The 16,301-nt window shown below is 73.1% G+C and carries 14 protein-coding genes; 9 read left to right on the forward strand and 5 right to left on the reverse strand.

Annotation, left to right across the window (positions count from 1 at the left end; all coding sequences use genetic code 11):
- Positions 1-6 precede the first annotated feature (6 nt).
- Positions 7-1,443, reverse strand: a complete 1,437-nt coding sequence (locus G3T38_RS10915) for an aminopeptidase P family protein (protein ID WP_163772315.1) — start codon at positions 1,441-1,443, stop codon at positions 7-9.
- A 110-nt stretch (positions 1,444-1,553) separates the two neighbouring features.
- On the opposite strand from G3T38_RS10915, the gene G3T38_RS10920 reads away from it, so the two are divergent.
- The 5 genes from G3T38_RS10920 (at position 1,554) to ettA (ending at position 8,868) form a co-directional block, all read left to right on the forward strand.
- Positions 1,554-2,672, forward strand: a complete 1,119-nt coding sequence (locus G3T38_RS10920) for a PrsW family intramembrane metalloprotease (RefSeq protein ID WP_163772316.1) — start codon at positions 1,554-1,556, stop codon at positions 2,670-2,672.
- Positions 2,669-4,468 carry a GTPase gene (locus tag G3T38_RS10925; RefSeq protein ID WP_241728722.1) on the forward strand — a complete coding sequence of 600 codons (1,800 nt, stop codon included), beginning with the start codon at positions 2,669-2,671 and terminating at the stop codon, positions 4,466-4,468. Before G3T38_RS10920 ends, G3T38_RS10925 begins: the two co-directional genes overlap by 4 nt.
- 109 nt (positions 4,469-4,577) lie before the next feature.
- A complete protein-coding gene (locus tag G3T38_RS10930) occupies positions 4,578-6,197 on the forward strand; it encodes a GTPase family protein (RefSeq protein WP_163772317.1) in 1,620 nt (539 codons plus the stop codon).
- Positions 6,198-6,546: 349 nt separating this feature from the next.
- Positions 6,547-7,110, forward strand: a complete 564-nt coding sequence (locus G3T38_RS10935; protein WP_163772318.1) for a single-stranded DNA-binding protein — start codon at positions 6,547-6,549, stop codon at positions 7,108-7,110.
- Positions 7,111-7,185: 75 nt separating this feature from the next.
- Positions 7,186-8,868, forward strand: a complete 1,683-nt coding sequence (ettA, locus tag G3T38_RS10940; protein ID WP_163772319.1) for an energy-dependent translational throttle protein EttA — start codon at positions 7,186-7,188, stop codon at positions 8,866-8,868.
- A 128-nt stretch (positions 8,869-8,996) separates the two neighbouring features.
- On the opposite strand, the gene G3T38_RS10945 is transcribed toward ettA, so the two are convergent.
- The gene (locus G3T38_RS10945) at positions 8,997-9,479 is read right to left on the reverse strand and encodes a MarR family transcriptional regulator (RefSeq protein ID WP_163772320.1); all 483 of its coding nucleotides are present in this window, start codon (positions 9,477-9,479) and stop codon (positions 8,997-8,999) included.
- Positions 9,480-9,563: 84 nt separating this feature from the next.
- Here G3T38_RS10945 and G3T38_RS10950 point away from each other — a divergent pair, with 84 nt between their 5' ends.
- A complete protein-coding gene (locus G3T38_RS10950) occupies positions 9,564-10,442 on the forward strand; it encodes a thioesterase family protein (RefSeq protein ID WP_163772321.1) in 879 nt (292 codons plus the stop codon).
- Between the two features lie 9 nt (positions 10,443-10,451).
- Here G3T38_RS10950 and G3T38_RS10955 read toward each other — a convergent pair whose 3' ends face one another.
- Positions 10,452-10,832, reverse strand: coding sequence for a globin (locus tag G3T38_RS10955; protein ID WP_163772322.1), 381 nt, complete (start codon positions 10,830-10,832; stop codon positions 10,452-10,454).
- A 55-nt stretch (positions 10,833-10,887) separates the two neighbouring features.
- Positions 10,888-11,859 (reverse strand): mechanosensitive ion channel family protein, encoded by a 972-nt coding sequence (locus G3T38_RS10960; protein WP_241728723.1) that lies wholly within the window; start codon positions 11,857-11,859, stop codon positions 10,888-10,890.
- Between the two features lie 46 nt (positions 11,860-11,905).
- On the opposite strand from G3T38_RS10960, the gene G3T38_RS10965 reads away from it, so the two are divergent.
- Together G3T38_RS10965 and G3T38_RS10970 are read left to right on the forward strand one after the other, a co-directional pair.
- Positions 11,906-12,292 (forward strand): hypothetical protein, encoded by a 387-nt coding sequence (locus tag G3T38_RS10965; RefSeq protein ID WP_163772323.1) that lies wholly within the window; start codon positions 11,906-11,908, stop codon positions 12,290-12,292.
- Complete coding sequence (locus G3T38_RS10970) at positions 12,279-12,656, forward strand: DUF5130 family protein (RefSeq protein ID WP_163772324.1); 378 nt, start codon at positions 12,279-12,281, stop codon at positions 12,654-12,656. Before G3T38_RS10965 ends, G3T38_RS10970 begins: the two co-directional genes overlap by 14 nt.
- Positions 12,657-12,789: 133 nt before the next feature.
- Here the strand turns inward: G3T38_RS10970 and pepN are convergent, their stop codons facing one another.
- The gene (gene pepN / locus G3T38_RS10975; RefSeq protein WP_163772325.1) at positions 12,790-15,345 is read right to left on the reverse strand and encodes an aminopeptidase N; all 2,556 of its coding nucleotides are present in this window, start codon (positions 15,343-15,345) and stop codon (positions 12,790-12,792) included.
- 105 nt (positions 15,346-15,450) lie between these two features.
- Between pepN and G3T38_RS10980 the strand changes: the two genes are divergently transcribed.
- The gene (locus tag G3T38_RS10980; RefSeq protein ID WP_163772326.1) at positions 15,451-16,077 is read left to right on the forward strand and encodes a mycothiol-dependent nitroreductase Rv2466c family protein; all 627 of its coding nucleotides are present in this window, start codon (positions 15,451-15,453) and stop codon (positions 16,075-16,077) included.
- Positions 16,078-16,301 lie beyond the last annotated feature (224 nt).

Consider the following 16,301-nt stretch of genomic DNA (forward strand, 5'->3'; position numbering starts at 1 on the left):
GTCGGCTCAGGGGACGAGCCGCCCCATCCACTCCTCGACGTCGGTGACGGTGCGGGGGAGCGCGGCCGACAGGTTGCGGCAGCCGTCCGCCGTCACGAGCACGTCGTCCTCGATGCGGATGCCGATGCCGCGCAGCTCCTCGGGCACGAGCAGGTCGTCGGCCTGGAAGTAGAGGCCCGGCTCGACCGTGAGGCACATGCCCTCGGCGAGGTCGCCCCGCGGGTAGACGTCGACCGACGCCTGGGCGCAGTCGTGGACGTCCATGCCGAGCATGTGGCTCGTGCCGTGCAGCGTCCAGCGCGCGTAGACCCGGCTGTCCGGGTCCAGCGCCTCCTCCGGCGTGCAGGGCAGCAGCCCGAGGTCGCCGAGGCCGTGGGCGAGCACGGTCATCGCCGCCTGGTGGACCGCGGTGAAGGCCACGCCGGGCCGCACCGTGTCGATGCCGGCCTGCTGGGCGGTCAGCACCAGCTCGTAGAGGTCGCGCTGCAGCGGGGTGAACCGGCCGTCGACCGGGAGCGTGCGCGTCACGTCGGCCGTGTAGAGGTTGCGACCCTCCACGCCCATGTCGAGGAGGACGAGCTGGCCGGGCAGCACGGGACCCGTGTTGTCGATCCAGTGCAGCGTCGTGGCGTGGGCGCCGGCGCCGACGATCGAGTCGTAGCCCAGGTCGTTGCCCATCGCCCGCGCCCGCCGGAAGAACGTGCCCTCGAGCCAGCGCTCGCCGTGCTCCAGCACCCGCGGCCACTCGCGCACCGCGTCCTCGAAGCCCAGCGTCGTGATGTCGCAGGCCTCCTGCAGCTCCTCGACCTCCCACGCGTCCTTGACGAGCCGGAGCTCGGAGGCCACCCGGGCGAGCTCGCCGTCGGCCGCCGCGTCCCCGTCCGCGCCCGTCGTCGCGTCGACCGAGGCGTCGACCCCGCGCAGCACCCGGGTCTTGCCGCCACGGCGCAGCTCGGCGTCGAGGTCGTCGCGGTGGCGGACCGGGAGGCCCAGCGATGCCTCCAGCTCGGCCAGCGAGGGCCGCTCGCCGGCCCAGAGCGCGCCGTACTGCCGGTCGCGGAAGAACTCGTCGGAGTCCCGCCCCGAGCGCGGCCGCGCGTAGAGCACCGGCTCCCCGTCGGTGAGCACCAGCACGGCGTCGGTCGTGTGGTTGCCGCTGAAGTAGGTGTGCGCCGTGTCGGGGCGGAAGCGGTAGTCCGTGTCGTTGGACCGCTGCTTGAACGAGCCCGCGGGGAGCACGAGGCGCTCGCCGGGGAAGGCCGCGGCGAGCCGCTCGCGCCGCGCCGCGGCCCACGGCTGGATCGGGTGCGCCGGGACGTCGCGCTCCACCTCGGCCCAGCCGGTCCGCATGAACGCCGCGTACGCCGCCGGCACCGCCGGGTCGTGGGACTCGGTGCCCTTCTCGGGGCCGGTCGGGGCGCTGGCGTCCGTCTCCGCAGTCATGACGCCACAGTACGCCGCGGCGACGCCCTGTCGCGGGGTGCGAACCCGGCCTGTGGAGAAGCCCGGGAACGGCTCCGGCGGTGTCCCCGTCCTCCACTAGGGTGACGCCCATGCCGGCCCGCCATCGCGACAACATCGCCTTCACGGTGGTGGTGTGGGTGCTGGTCGCCCTCGGCGCGGCGGCCGTCCTCCTCGTGCTGGCGCTCTCCGGCGCGGCCGGCACGCTCGTGCTCGCGGCGGCGCTGGCCGCCCTGCCGGTGGGGCCGGTGGTGGCGACCTACCTGTGGTTGGACCGCTACGAGCCGGAGCCACGGAGCCTGCTCGTCGCGGGTCTGCTCTGGGGCGCCTGCGTCGCGACGTCGGCCGCGGTCCTGCTCGGCGGCGTCGGCGGGCTGGTGGCGCCGCTCGACCGGGCGGCGTCCGCGGTGCTCGTCGCTCCCGTGACCGAGGAGGCGACCAAGGGTCTGTTCCTGGTGCTGCTGCTGTGGTGGCGCCGCCACGAGCTCGACGGCGTGCTCGACGGGATCGTCTACGCGGGCATGGTGGGCGTCGGCTTCGCCTTCACCGAGAACATCCTCTACCTCGCCGCGGCCTACGACGGCGCCGACGGCCTCGGGCCCGGGGGCGTCGACGCGCTCACGGCGACGTTCGTGCTCCGCTGCCTCCTGAGCCCGTTCGCCCACCCCTTCTTCACGGCCTTCCTCGGCATCGGGATCGGGCTGGCCGTCACGTCCCGCTCGCGCGCGGTGCGGCTGGGTGCGCCGGTGGTGGGGTACGGGGTCGCCGTGGGCTGGCACGCGCTCTGGAACGCCTCGACCATGCTCCCGACGGGCTTCTTCGGCACCTACGGGCTGCTCATGCTGCCCGCGTTCCTGCTCCTCGTGGCGGTCGCCGTCTGGTGCCGGGCACTGGAGCGCCGCGTGCTCACCGCCGCGCTCGAGGACGCGGCCGCGCGGGGCCTCCTGCCCGCCGGCGACATCCCCTGGATCGCCGACCTGCGGCTGCGGCGGCAGGTGCGTGCCGACGCCCGGCGGGGAGGCGGTGCGCGGGCGGCGGGCATCGTGCGGGAGTATCAGGAGGCGGCGGTGGAGCTCGGCTTCCTCCACCACCGGGTGCTCCGCGGCACCGCGCCCGGTGACTTCGTCCAACGGGGGCAGGTGCACCTGCGTCGCATGCGGGCCACCCGGCCCCTCATCCCGATTCCTGCACAGGTGGTGACCGTCAGATGAGCACTCCCGACGACCGTGGACGACCCGGCGGTCCGCCGCGCCGCGGCACCCGGTCCGGCGCGACCGAGCCGGGCGGCGTCGCCCAGACGGGCAACGCGCAGATGCTCACCGCCCTCGTGCAGCTCCGCAGCGCCCTCCAGGCGGCGCAGCTCCCGTTGGAGATGCCCGGCGTCGAGGCCGTCCGCGCGGCGCGCACCGAGATGATCGACCAGCTGGAGGACTACGCGATCCCGCGGCTCATGGCGGTCGAGGCGCCGCTGCTGACCGTCGTGGCGGGGTCGACCGGGGCGGGCAAGTCGACGCTGGTGAACTCGCTCGTCGGCCACCGGGTGTCCCAGGCCGGTGTGCTGCGGCCGACCACGCGCTCCGCGGTGCTGGTGCACCACCCCGACGACCGCTCGTGGTTCGGTCCCGACCGCCTGCTGCCCGAGCTGCGTCGGGTCGAGGACCCGACGACGGACCCGGGTTGCCTGCAGCTGGTGTCGACCGACGCCGTGCCCAAGGGCCTCGCGATCCTCGACGCGCCCGACATCGACTCCGTCGACCGGCACAACCGCGAGCTCGCCGCGCAGCTGATGGCGGCAGCCGACCTCTGGCTCTTCGTGACCTCGGCGGCGCGGTACGCGGACCAGGTGCCGTGGGAGTTCCTCAAGGAGGCGGGCGAGCGCTCGACGGCCGTCGCGATCGTCCTCGACCGCACGCCGGCCGACGCCGTGGAGACCGTGGCCGCCCACCTCGCGCGGATGCTGGCCAGCCGCGGCCTCAAGGACTCGCCGCTGTTCATCGTGCACGAGGGCGACCCCGGCACCGACGGCGTGCTGCCGCCCGCCGAGGTCAACGACGTCGTGACCTGGCTGGCGAGCCTGGCCGCCGACCAGAAGGCGCGCGAGTCCGTCGTGCGCCAGACGCTGTCGGGCACGATCCGCACCCTGTCGCGCCACAGCCACCAGATCGCCGACGCGGCCGAGAAGCAGGTCGACGAGGCCCGCCGGCTCCGTGCGGCGGTGGACAGCGTCTACGACGAGGTCGCCTTCGACCTGGAGCAGCAGGTCGTCGACGGCTCGCTCATGGCGGGCGAGCTGCTCGCCCGGTGGCAGGAGTTCGTCGGCAACGGCGAGCTGCTCCGCTCCCTCGAGACGAGGGTCGGTCTCATCCGCGACCGCATCGTCAACGCGGTGAAGGGCAAGCCGCAGCAGGCCGAGCAGGTCGCGGTGGCGGTTGCCGCCACCGCGGGCGCCGAGGTCGTCGCCCAGGCCGAGCGCGCCACCACCGAGCTCGTCGAGCGGTGGCGGTCGTCGGAGGCCGGAGCCGCCCTCGTGGCGACCGGCGACCGGCTCGAGCGCCCGTCCCGCGAGGTGGCCCGCGCGGCCGAGCGCACGGTCCGGGAGTGGCAGCGGGAGATCACCGACCTGGTGCGCGACGAGTCGGCCGACAAGCGCACCTCGGCCAGGTTCATGGCCTTCGGCGTCGACGGCTTGGGCTCGACGCTTGCCGTCGTTGTGCTCGGCGGCCCCTCGTCGTCGGGCGGGCGGCAGCTGCTCGACGCGGTGCTCGGGCCCGAGACCACGGGTCGGCTGGTCACCGCGGCCACGGCGTCGCTGCGGGAGCGCGTGCGCGCGGTCCTCGAGGCGGAACGCGCCCGCTACGCAGGCGTCGTCGACCGGCTCGAGATCGGCGAGGACGCGAGCCTGCGGGTCCGCGGTGCCTCCCGCCGGGTGGACGACATCCGCTTCGCCGACCGGTCCGCGTTGCGGAGCGCAGCCGCCGGGACGGCCCCCGGCACCACGCGCCGCTGACTCCGGCCGGCTCCTGCGGCCGTCCCGCCCCACGTGGCGCGGCCGCTCCACTAGGGTGGGCCGCGCCTGCCCGCCGATCCGCCGCGCACCCGCGCACCCGAGGGAGACAATGACCCTGTCCCACGCCCCCGACGGCTCCAGCTCGGCCCCCCGGGCCGACCTCGGCGCCCGCGTCACCGCCCTCGAGGAGGCTGCCGCCACGTCCCGCGGACGGCTCGACGAGGCCCTGGTCGCGGAGATCGAGGGCGTCGCCTCCCGGGCCACGACGCGCATCCGGTTGTCGGCCGCCCACACGGTGATCGGCATCGCGGGCGCCACCGGCTCCGGCAAGTCGTCGACCTTCAACGCCCTGACCGGCCTCGAGCTCTCGTCGGTCGGCGTGCGTCGCCCCACCACCTCGTGGGCGAGCGCGTGCATCTGGGGCAGCGACGGGGCCGACGAGCTCATGGACTGGCTCGGCATCCCGCCCCGCTACCGCACGAGCCGCGACTCCATGCTGGACACCAGCGACGAGACCCGCGACATGCAGGGCGTCGTGCTCCTCGACCTCCCCGACCACGACTCCACCGAGGTCTCCCACCACGACGAGGTCGAGCGTCTCGTCACCAAGGCCGACCTCCTCGTGTGGGTGCTCGACCCGCAGAAGTACGCCGACGCCGCCATCCACGAGCGGTACCTGGCGCCCTACGCGGCACAGCAGGACGTCATGCTCATCGTCCTGAACCAGATCGACTCCGTGCCCGAGGAGCGCCGCGACGCGATGATCGCCGACGTGCGCCGCCTCCTCGACGACGACGGCCTCGAGCGGGTCCGGATCTTCCCCGTCAGCGCCAAGGAGGGGTGGGGGATCGCCGACCTGCGCAGCGAGATCGTGCAGCGCGTGGCCGCCAAGCAGGCGATGGTGGCGCGGCTCGACGCCGACATCGTGGAGGCCGCCGACCGGCTGGCCGCCGCCTCGGGCGACGCCCGTGCCCCCGAGCTCACCGACGATGCGGCGAGCGAGCTGCGGACTGCGGTGGCCGCGGCCGCCGGCGTCCCGCCGCTCGTCGACAGCGTCGAGCAGGTCGTGGCCGGCCGCACCCGCCGGGCCGTCGCCCCGACACCGCAGACCTGGGTGACCCGTGACCCGCTCCGCCGCGTGGAGGTGGACCTCGGTGAGGCCGCCGCGCTCCTGACGGGCAACCGGCCGCCCGAGGCCGGGCGCGTCCAGCGCTCCCGGCTCGAGATGGCCGCCCGTGCGCTCGGCGACCGGGTCTCCGACGGTCTGGTGCCGGCCTGGGCCGAGGCGGTCCAGCGAGCTGCGACCAGCGACGTGGACGGCCTCGCCGGGCGCGTCGACGACGCGCTCCAGCGCACGGACCTCCGCGCCGGCTGGCTGCCCGGGTGGGCGAAGGCCGTGCGTGTCGTGCAGTGGGTGCTGCTCGTGCTCGTCGTGCTGGGCCTGTTGGCCGGCATCGCCGCGGTCGCCGGCGTGGACGCCGTGCCCGGTCCCGCCGTCGGCTTCGGGGTGGCGGTCGGAGCCCTCGTGCTGTCCCTCGTGCTCGGCGTGGCGGGCCGCGCCGGCGCGGCGGCTGCCGGTCGGGACGCCGCCGCGCAGGTCGACGACGAGCTGCGACAGGCCACCGACGTCGCGGTCGACGCCACGGTGCTCGCTCCGGTCCGCGCCGAGATCGACGCCTACCGCGTGGTCCGGGAGCGGCTCGCGGTCGCCCAGGTACGCCGCGACTGACGCGGCCCCCCCCGACGCCTCGCCCGACGCCGAGTTCTCCTCGGTGCTCGCCGTGAGGCGGGCTCAGAAATGTGCGCTGGGGGTGCCTCCGGCGCGATGCGGCGTGCACCAGGTGCACATTTCCGGGCTGGGCCGGATCCGAGATGCCTCAACGGCACAGTTCGTGCTGGCCGGGTCCGGCCCACCCGGCCCGCCACCCGGCCCGCCAACCGACCCGCTCCCCGTCCCCAGGCGACCTCCGTGTCCCCGTCGTCCCCAGGTCCGCCCTGGCCCCTCGCCGAGCCGCGCCCGGTCGGGTTGGCTCGTCGTGTGCCCGGCACCAGGTCGGGTGGAGACGAAGGGGACGGACGTGAGCACGACGCACATCACGGTGCAGGGTTGGGTCGGCACGGAGGTCGAGAGCAGCATCACGAGCAGCGGCCGCACGGTCGCGACGTTCCGGCTGGGCTCGACCCCGTCGCGACAGGACCGGGACGGCACGTGGCAGCCGGGGGAGACGGCCTGGTGGACGGTGCGCGTGTGGCGCCAGGTCGCCGAGCAGGTCGGGGCCTCGCTCCACAAGGGTGAGCCGGTGGTGGTGACGGGCCGTCTCGTCCTCGAGCGCTGGGACCGCGCCGACGGCTCGATCGGGGAGCGCCACATCATCGAGGCCACGGCGCTCGGTCACGACCTCACCAAGGGTCGTTCCGCCTTCATGCGCGCCGCGCGTCCCGTGACCGCACCCCAGGGTGTCCCCTCGGTGCAGCACGACGCGGCGCTGGCCGACCAGGCCCGACCGATGTTCTCGACCGTGTTTCCCGACACCCGGCCGGCCGACGCCCGTCCGCTGGACCCGCAGGAGGTCGCGGGCGGCGTCGGCGTGCCCGGAGCGGCCGGCCCGACGGGCGAGGAGCCGCAGGCTCCGGCGGCCTGAAGAGGTGCCGTGGCCGCCGGCCGGGCGGGGAGACCGGCGGGCGGCCGCAGCGCGGCCTCAACTAGGCTCGGACGCATGGCCGACTTCATCTTCACCCTGCGCAACGTCCGCAAGGCCCATGGCGACAAGGTCGTGCTCGACAACGTCTCGCAGTCGTTCCTCAAGGGCGCCAAGATCGGCGTCGTCGGTCCCAACGGCGCGGGCAAGTCGACGCTCCTCAAGATCATGGCGGGGCTCGAGCACCCCAACAACGGCGAGACCTTCCTCGACCCGGAGTCGACCGTGGGGATGCTCCAGCAGGAGCCGCCGCTCACCGAGGGCAAGACCGTCCTGGAGAACGTGCAGGAGGCGGTGGCCGACACGCTCACGAAGAAGGCGCGCCTCGACGAGGTGTACGCCGCGATGGGCGACCCCGACGCCGACTTCGACGCGCTCAACGAGGAGGCGGGCAACCTCCAGACGGAGCTCGACGACTCCAACGCGTGGGACATCGACTCCCGCCTCGAGCAGGCGATGGACGCGCTGCGCTGCCCGCCGGCCGACGCGATCGTCGACAACCTGTCGGGTGGTGAGCGTCGGCGCGTCGCGCTGTGCAAGCTGCTCCTCCAGGAGCCCGACCTGCTCCTCCTCGACGAGCCCACCAACCACCTCGACGCCGAGTCCGTGCAGTGGCTCGAGGGTCACCTGAAGACCTACAAGGGTGCTGTCCTGGCGATCACCCACGACCGGTACTTCCTGGACAACGTCGCCGAGTGGATCGCCGAGGTCGACCGCGGCCGCATCCACGGCTACGAGGGCAACTACTCGACCTACCTCGAGACGAAGCGTGAGCGCCTCAAGGTCGAGGGGCAGAAGGACGCCAAGCGCGCCAAGATGCTCGAGAAGGAGCTGGAGTGGGTCCGCTCCAACGCCAAGGCCCGCCAGACGAAGAGCCGGTCGCGCCTGGCGCGCTACGAGGAGATGGCGGCCGAGGCCGACCGCGCCCGCAAGATCGACACCAGCGAGATCAACATCCCGCCGGGCCCCCGCCTCGGTGACATAGTGCTCGAGGCGAAGAAGCTGACGAAGGGCTTCGAGGGGCGCACGCTCATCGACGACCTGTCGTTCTCCCTGCCGCGGGCCGGCATCGTCGGTGTCATCGGTCCCAACGGCGTCGGCAAGACCACCCTGTTCCGCATGATCACCGGCGGTGAGCAGCCGGACGGCGGCGAGCTGGTGGTCGGCCAGACCGTCAAGATCTCGTACGCCGACCAGAGCCGCGGCGGCCTGGACTCCCAGAAGAACGTGTGGGAGGTCGTCTCGGACGGGCTCGACTTCATCAAGGTCGCGAACTTCGAGATGAACTCGCGGGCCTACGTCGCGTCGTTCGGCTTCAAGGGCCCCGACCAGCAGAAGAAGTCGGGTGTGCTGTCCGGTGGCGAGCGCAACCGCCTCAACCTGGCGCTGACGCTCAAGATGGGCGGCAACCTGCTGCTCCTCGACGAGCCCACCAACGACCTGGACGTCGAGACGCTGTCCTCCCTCGAGGACGCGTTGCTCGACTTCCCGGGCTGCGCCGTGGTCACGTCCCACGACCGGTGGTTCCTCGACCGCGTCGCGACGCACATCCTGGCCTGGGAGGGCGACGAGGAGAACCCGGCCAAGTGGTTCTGGTTCGAGGGCAACTTCGCGTCGTACGAGGCCAACAAGATCGAGCGTCTCGGTGCCGAGGCCGCGCGTCCGCACCGCGTGACCCACCGCCGCCTGACGCGCGACTGATCCAGCGACGTACGACGCGGGGCCCGGTCACCGAGAGGTGACCGGGCCCCGCTGCGTTCGTCCCACCTCACCCGGGACGTCATGCGGTCCGGCGCCCCGAGCGACCGCACCGCATGACGTCCGGCGGCCTACCGGATGTCGAGGCCGGGGCGCGCGCTGATGAGGCTGTCGGCGACGGCGTCCATGACGCGTCCGACGGCCGCGAAGTCGTCGGTCGACACGCGGTCGACGAGGTGGCGACGCACGCCGGCCACGTGCACGGGGGCGGCGCGGCGGAGCAGGTCCCAGCCCGCGTCGGTCATGCTGCAGAGCACCCCGCGGCCGTCCTCGAGGCAGGTGCTCCGCTGCACGAGGCCCATCTTCTCCATGCGGGCCACCGTGTGGGTGATGCGACTGCGGCTGTGGCGCAGCGAGTCGGCGAGGACGGCCATGCGGAGCGCCTGGTCGGGGCGCTCGGAGAGCCGGACGAGGATCTCGTACTCCGTCAGCGACAGCGAGAACTCCGTGCGCAGCTCCTCGTCCAGCTTGTCCATGAGGAGCGTGGTGGCGATGAGGAGCGCCCGCCAGGAGTGCTGCTCGTCGGCGTTCAGCCAGGTCGTCTCGTCGCCCACGACCCCGATCCTACGCGGGGAGCGGCGGCCGCTCGCGGGCATCCGGGCCCCCGACGGGGGCGGGCTTCTGGCAGCATCCCTCCCGTGCGCCACCTCTACGCCTGCCAGGTCCGTTGGGCCGACCTCGACGTGCTGGGGCACGTCAACAACGTCGCCTACCTGGACTACGTCCAGGAGGCGCGGATCGACATGCTCCGCACCCATGCGCCCGAGCAGCGGGACGCCCTCGTCGAGGGGGCTCTCATCGTGCGCAACGACGTGTCCTACCTCGCTCCGCTGATGCTGCAGGAGAGCGTCGCCATCGAGGTGTGGGTCACGGAGATCAAGGCGGCGTCGTTCACGTTGGCCTACGAGGTCTTCGACGTGGACGCGGAGGGCAACCGCGTCGTCTACTTCCGCGCGACGTCCGTCACGGCCCCGTTCCTCTTCGGCGAGGCCCGGCCGCGTCGCCTGACGCCGGCCGAGGTCGAGGTGCTCTCGCGGTTCCTCGAGCCGGGCGAGTCCGCGCTGCCGTCGCGCTCGGCCCAGCAGGATCGTGCGCTGCGGTCGGCCGCGCCCGAGCGGACCCACCGCTGGGAGGCGCGTGTGCGGTTCACCGACGTCGACGCCTACCAGCACGTCAACAACGTGACCTACTTCGAGTACTTCCAGGAGGCGCGGATCTCGACCTTCCGTCGGCTCTTCGGCGACGTCGCGTCCGCCGAGACCCAGAGCGTCGTGATCGCCCAGATGAGCGTCGTGTACCGGCGTCCGATCGTGCTGCGGCCCGCGCCGTACACCGTGCGGAGCTGGATCTCCCGCGTGGGCCGGTCGTCCTACGACGTCGACGCCGAGATCGTCGACGGCGACACCGTCATGGCCCGCTCGCGGGCCACCCTCGTCACCTTCGACACCACGACGCAGCGGGCTGCGCAGCCGTCGCAGGCCTACCGCGACGTGCTCCTCGCCGAGCTGGAGGGGTGAGCGGGACGCTCACGCCTCCATGGTGTTGACCATGAACTGCGCCGCGTGGGTGACGTAGGCCCAGAACTGCGCGTCCTGCTCGTCGGTCAGGTCGACGGAGTCGAGACCGGCGCGGAAATGCACCAGCCAGCGTTCCGCTGCGGCCGGGGTGACGGCGTACGGCGCGTGCCGCATCCGCAGCCGGGGGTGTCCGCGCGTCTCGGAGTAGGTCGACGGGCCACCCCAGTACTGCACCAGGAAGAGGCGGAAGCGCTCCTCGGCGGGGCCGAGGTCCTCCTCGGGGTACATCGGGCGCAGCAGCGGATCGGTCGCCACGCCCTCGTAGAAGCGGTGCACGATGGCCCGGATGGTCGGCTCGCCGCCGATCTCGTCGTAGAAGGTGGTGGTCATCCCCGCCATGATCCCACCCCGGCCACGGGGCGGACGTCCGGGAGGGTCGCCACGCTCAGGCGAGCGGCGTGCCCTCGAGCCCGGCGGCGTCGAGGCGCAGCTTGATGCGCTCGCGGAGGACCCGGGCGACCCGCCACTGCTCGAGGGGCGCGGTCTTCACTGTCATCCGCACCGTGAGCAGGTCGTGGGTGAGCTCCTGGACGCCCCACACCTCGGGCTCCTCGATGAGCACGTGCCGGTAGTCGTCGTCCTCCCAGAGCTCGTGCCCGGCGTCCTTGAGCACCTCGATGAAGCGGCGCACGTCGGTCGCGTAGGGGAGGCCCACGTCGACGATGGCGCGGGCCCAGTTCTGCGACTTGTTGCCGACGCGCACGATCTCGCCGTTGCGGACGTACCAGACCGTGCCGTCGGTGTCCCGCAGCCGCGTGATCCGCAGGCCGACGGCCTCGACGGTGCCCGACACGGTGCCGACGTCGACGACGTCGCCCACGCCGATCTGGTCCTCGAAGATCATGAAGATCCCGGTCAGGAAGTCCTTCACGAGGTTCTGGGCGCCGAAGCCGAGGGCGACGCCCACGACGCCGGCGCTGGCGATGAGCGGTGCGACGTTGAAGCCGAGCTCGGCCAACGCCATGATCACGACGATGGCGCCGATGATCGCCGAGACGATGCTCTTGAGCAGCGATCCCGTCGTGCGGGTGCGCTGGGCGCGGCGCGAGGTGGCGACGGGGTTGTCGGCGCTGGTGCCGGCGGTGCGGTCGCCGCGGCTGAGCCGCCCCATGCCGGCGGGGAGCACGCCGGTCGCGGCGCGGGAGACCATCCGGTCGATGGCGCGGTGCGCCAACCAGCGGGCGATCCAGGCGACGAGGAAGATCCCGACGAGGGCGATCAGCGCCGACAGCACGGTGCTCGCCAGGTCGGCGACGACCTCGTTGCCGGTCATCTGGAAGGTCACGCGGCAGGCGAGCGTCTGGTCGGGCGCGCACTCCGTGGCGTCGGCGATCAGGGGCGTGGTCGCGGACAACATGACGCCCAGTATCGGCGCCGGGCCCACCAGCGATATCCTCGGGTCCGTGAACCAGCACCGTGAGCTCCGCCCCGCCCGACAGACCCCGCGCGGGCCCGTCCGCCGCGTCGCCGCGCTCCTGCTGGCGACCACCCTCCTCACCGCCGCCGGGTCGCTCCCGGCCCACGCCGACGTCCCCCTCGGGTGGGACCCGGAGCAGCAGCCGGTCGACGGCCTCCACGTCCTGTGGATCGTGCTGGCGATCGTCGGCGGCATCCTGCTCATCGTCGCCGCGGTCTACGTCCCGGCCGCCGCCCGGGGCGAGGACATCCGCCCGGGTGCCGCCCGGGCGATCGAGGCCGAGTGGTTCGGCGGCCCCCGCAAGAGCCACGACGAGCTGGCCGCCCCGGACGACTCCGAGTCGCAGGCAGGTGGCGCAAGTGGCCGCTGGTGAGCTGTTCTCCGACGACGACCGCCGGCAGATCGACACGACGATCCGCACGGCGGAGCAGCTCTCCCGCTTCGAGTTCTCGACCTACGTGGGTTCCGTGGCCGGTGACCCGCGCTCCTTCGCCACCCAGCTGCACAACACCCTCGTGGTGCCGCAGAAGAGCCTGCTGATCATGGTGGACCCGCAGCAGCGGGTGCTCGAGGTCGTGACGGGCCGCAAGGTCCGTGAGCGTCTCCCCGACTCCGAGGTGCTGTCGGTCGTCGCCGTCATGCAGGCGGAGTTCGCCGAGGGCGACCTGGTCGGTGGCATCGTGCGCGGCATCTCGAAGCTCGCCGAGATGGCGCGCCGCTCGCTCCCCTCCTCGTGAGGAACCGCCCCTCCTGAGGCCCCGCCCCCCTGAGGCCCTGCACCTCCCGAAGCCCAGCACCTCCCGCAACGTCATGCGCCCCGTGGGTCCCGACCCACGGGGCGCATGACGTCCGAGACGGCGTACGGCGCGGTCAGCCCGCGTCGCGCTCCTGGGCCGCGAGGGCCCGGGCCATGTCGGAGCGCCCCTCCGCGACGTACCGCTTCGCCGCCGGGTTGGCGCTCGACGTCGTGAGCCACTCGTCGACCCGCGCGAGCGTCTCCGGGGAGACGAGCGGCAGCGGGAACATGCCGACGAGGACGGTCGAGGCCCGCTGGACGCCCTTGGCCTCCCAGAGCGTCTCCGCGGCGGTGAGGTAGCGCTCCAGGTAGGGCGCCAGCACCTCGGCCTGGTCCGAGCGTGCGAACGAGTAGGCGACCTGGCGCTGGGTCTCGTTGGGCACGTCGTCCCGCTCCACCGCTGCGGCCCAGGCGGCGGCCTTGGCCTCCGCGGTGGGCCGCGCGGCGCGGGCCGCGGCGGCCCGCTCCTGACCGGAGATGGTGGTGTCCCGCTCGAGCTCGGCGGCGATCGCGGCCTCGTCGGCGCGACCGGCGGCCGCCAGGGACGTCAGCAGGGCCCAGCGCAGGTCCGCGTCGACCTCGAGGCCGGGCAGCGAGGCGGTCCCGTCGAGCCAGCTCGCGACCAGGTCGAGGGCCGGCTCGGAGCGTGCCGCCGACGCGAAGGCCCGCACGAGGGCGAGCTGGGCGTCCGAGCCCGCCTCGGCGCCCTCGGCCAGCTCGCGCAGGCCCGCCTCCCAGCGGGCTGCGACCTCGGCCCGGCGCTGGGGCGCCGTGTAGTAGCCGACCGCGGTGCCGGCGTACACGGGCAGGCGGCCGACGGCCGTCATGTCCGTCTCCGTGGCGAGGCCGCGGAGCACGAGCTCGACGAAGTCCGTCGCGCGCATCTCGGCGTCGCGGGTCATGTCCCACGTCGCCCCCCACAGCAGGGCCCGCACCAGGGTGTCCTCGACGCTCGCGACGTGCTCGACCGCGGTGGCCAGCGAGACGTCGTCGAGTCGGATCTTCGCGTAGGTCAGGTCGCCGTCGTTGAGCAGCACGAGCGCGGGGCGCCGGACGCCCACGAGCTCCGCGATCTCGGTGCGCTCCCCGCGCACGTCGACCTCGACGTACCCGGCGCCCTCGGTGCGTCGCTGCAGGCGGCCGTCGACCACGTCGTACAGGCCGATGCCGAGGCGGTGGCGTCGCAGGGTCGGGTAGTCCTCGGCGGCCGTCTGCTCGACGACGAAGGAGGTGATGACACCGTCGGCGTCCGTCTCCACGACGGGCGTCAGGGTGTTGACGCCCGACGTCTGCAGCCACTCGGCCGCCCAGGAGGTGAGCTCACGGCCCGACGCGCGCTCGAGCGCGGCCAGGAGGTCGCCGAAGGTCGAGTTCGAGAAGGCGTGCGCCTTGAAGTAGGCCCGCAGGCCGGCGAGGAACTCGTCGATGCCGACCCACGCGACGAGCTGCTTCAGCGTCGAGGCGCCCTTGGCGTAGGTGATGCCGTCGAAGTTGACCTCGACGGCCTCGAGGTCGTGGTTGTCGGCCGCGATGGGGTGGGTCGAGGGCAGCTGGTCCTGGCGGTACGCCCAGTTCTTGCGGGCGTTGGTGAAGCCGGTCCACGCGTCGACGTACTTCGTCGCCTCCACGAGCGCCCAGTGCGAGGCCCACTCGGCGAACGACTCGTTGAGCCAGAGGTCGTCCCACCACTTCATCGTCACGAGGTCGCCGAACCACATGTGCGCCATCTCGTGGAGCACCGTGTTGGCGCGCTGCTCGTAGAACGCGTGGGTCTGGCGCGAGCGCGGGAGGTACTCGTCGCGGAAGGTCACGCAGCCCGCGTTCTCCATCGCGCCCATGTTGTACTCCGGCACGAACAGCTGGTCGTACTTGCCGAACGGGTAGGGGAAGTCGAACTTCTCCTCGAAGAACGCGAAGCCCTGCTTGGTCAGCTCGAACAGCTCGTCGGCGTCGAGGTAGGGCTGCACCGAGGCGCGGCAGAACAGGCCGAGCGGGATCTCCCCGTGGGCGCCGACGTAGGTGTCGTGGACCGCGACGTACTCACCGGCCACGAGGGCGGTGATGTAGGTCGAGATGCGGTCGGTCTCGCCGAACGCCCACGTCGCGCGGCCCTCGCCGGCGGGAGCGGGCTCGGGGGTGACGGCGTTGGACACGACGGTCCAGTGCGCCGGCGCGGTGACCGTGAAGGTGAAGGTGGTCTTGAGGTCGGGCTGCTCGAACGACGCGTAGACGCGCCGCGCGTCCGGCACCTCGAACTGCGTGTAGAGGTAGACCCGGTCGTCCGCCGGGTCCACGAACCGGTGCAGGCCCTCGCCGGTGCGGCTGTAGGGCAGCCGCGCCGTGACCGTCAGCTCGTTCTCGGCGGCCAGGTCGTCGAGCGTGATCCGCGCGTCGGCGTAGACCGCCGCGGGGTCCAGCGACGTGCCGTTGAGGGTGATGGTCAGGTCCTCCGCGCCCACGAGGTCGGCGAACGTCGTCGCGCCGGGCTCGGAGCAGGCGAAGCGCAGCACGGTGGTGCTGCCGAAGTGGGTCTCGCCGACGGTGAGGTCGAGCTCCACGGTCGCCGACGTGAGGTCCAGAAGGGCCGCGCGGGCGGCGGCCTCGTCACGGGTCAGGTTGGTTCCAGGCATGCGCCCGATCCTCGCACCCCGGTCCCACGGGCGTCGCGCACGACGCGGCCGTACGGCGCTGCTCGCCCGGGAATCCCCGCTTCGCCCCCGGTGTTGACTGCTCTCATGACGACTGCTCCCGTGCCCGCGACGTCCGCCCGCGCCGACTTCTGGTTCGACCCGCTGTGTCCCTTCGCCTGGATCACGTCCCGCTGGATCCTCGAGGTCGAGAAGGTCCGCGACATCGAGGTGTCGTGGAACGTCATGAGCCTGGCCTACCTCAACGCCGACAAGGACATCCCGGAGGACTACCGGAAGATGCTCGAGACGGCCTGGGGTCCGGTGCGCGTCTGCATCGCCGCCGAGCAGGCCCACGGCAAGGAGGTGCTGCTCCCGCTCTACACGGCGCTCGGCACCCGCCGTCACAACGAGGAGCAGGAGTTCACCCGCGAGGTGATCGAGGCGGCGCTCACCGAGGCCGGCCTGCCGACCGAGCTGGCCGACGCCGCCGACTCGACGGACTACGACGAGGCGCTGAAGAAGTCCCACCACGCCGGCATGGACCAGGTCGGCATGGAGGTGGGCACGCCCGTCATCGCTATCGACGGCACGGCGTTCTTCGGCCCGGTGCTCACGAAGATCCCGCGCGGCGAGGAGGCGGGCAAGCTGTGGGACGCGTCCGTCGTGCTCGCCGACTACCCGTACTTCTTCGAGCTGAAGCGCACCCGCACGGGGGACCTCGACTTCAGCTGAGCCTCCTCCGGAGGGGTGGGCCGGCGCCCGAGGGGTCGACGTCCCGGCCCGTCTGTCCCACCATGGGGCGATGGTCTCGGACAATCTCTCGGGTCCCACCCGGACCACCCGGCCCTCCCGCCGCGCCCTCGTCGCGGGCGCCGGCCTCGCGGTCGGTGCCTCGGTCGCCGCAGCCGCCCCCGCCGCCGCGCGCGGCCCGGCCCGCACCGTGCCCCGGCCCGCCG

The sequence above is a fragment of the Nocardioides zeae genome (genome assembly GCF_010686755.1).
In the GTDB taxonomy this organism is placed as follows: Bacteria; Actinomycetota; Actinomycetes; order Propionibacteriales; family Nocardioidaceae; genus Nocardioides; species Nocardioides zeae.

What these genes read in the sequence shown, in the direction of transcription:
- G3T38_RS10915 (WP_163772315.1), bottom strand. Translation starts at nt 1,443, where the DNA reads ATGACTGCGGAGACGGACGCCAGCGCCCCGACCGGCCCCGAGAAGGGC.
- G3T38_RS10920 (WP_163772316.1), top strand. Translation starts at nt 1,554, where the DNA reads ATGCCGGCCCGCCATCGCGACAACATCGCCTTCACGGTGGTGGTGTGG.
- G3T38_RS10925 (WP_241728722.1), top strand. Translation starts at nt 2,669, where the DNA reads ATGAGCACTCCCGACGACCGTGGACGACCCGGCGGTCCGCCGCGCCGC.
- G3T38_RS10930 (WP_163772317.1), top strand. Translation starts at nt 4,578, where the DNA reads ATGACCCTGTCCCACGCCCCCGACGGCTCCAGCTCGGCCCCCCGGGCC.
- ettA (WP_163772319.1), top strand. Translation starts at nt 7,186, where the DNA reads ATGGCCGACTTCATCTTCACCCTGCGCAACGTCCGCAAGGCCCATGGC.
- G3T38_RS10955 (WP_163772322.1), bottom strand. Translation starts at nt 10,832, where the DNA reads ATGACCACCACCTTCTACGACGAGATCGGCGGCGAGCCGACCATCCGG.
- G3T38_RS10960 (WP_241728723.1), bottom strand. Translation starts at nt 11,859, where the DNA reads ATGTTGTCCGCGACCACGCCCCTGATCGCCGACGCCACGGAGTGCGCG.
- pepN (WP_163772325.1), bottom strand. Translation starts at nt 15,345, where the DNA reads ATGCCTGGAACCAACCTGACCCGTGACGAGGCCGCCGCCCGCGCGGCC.
- G3T38_RS10980 (WP_163772326.1), top strand. Translation starts at nt 15,451, where the DNA reads ATGACGACTGCTCCCGTGCCCGCGACGTCCGCCCGCGCCGACTTCTGG.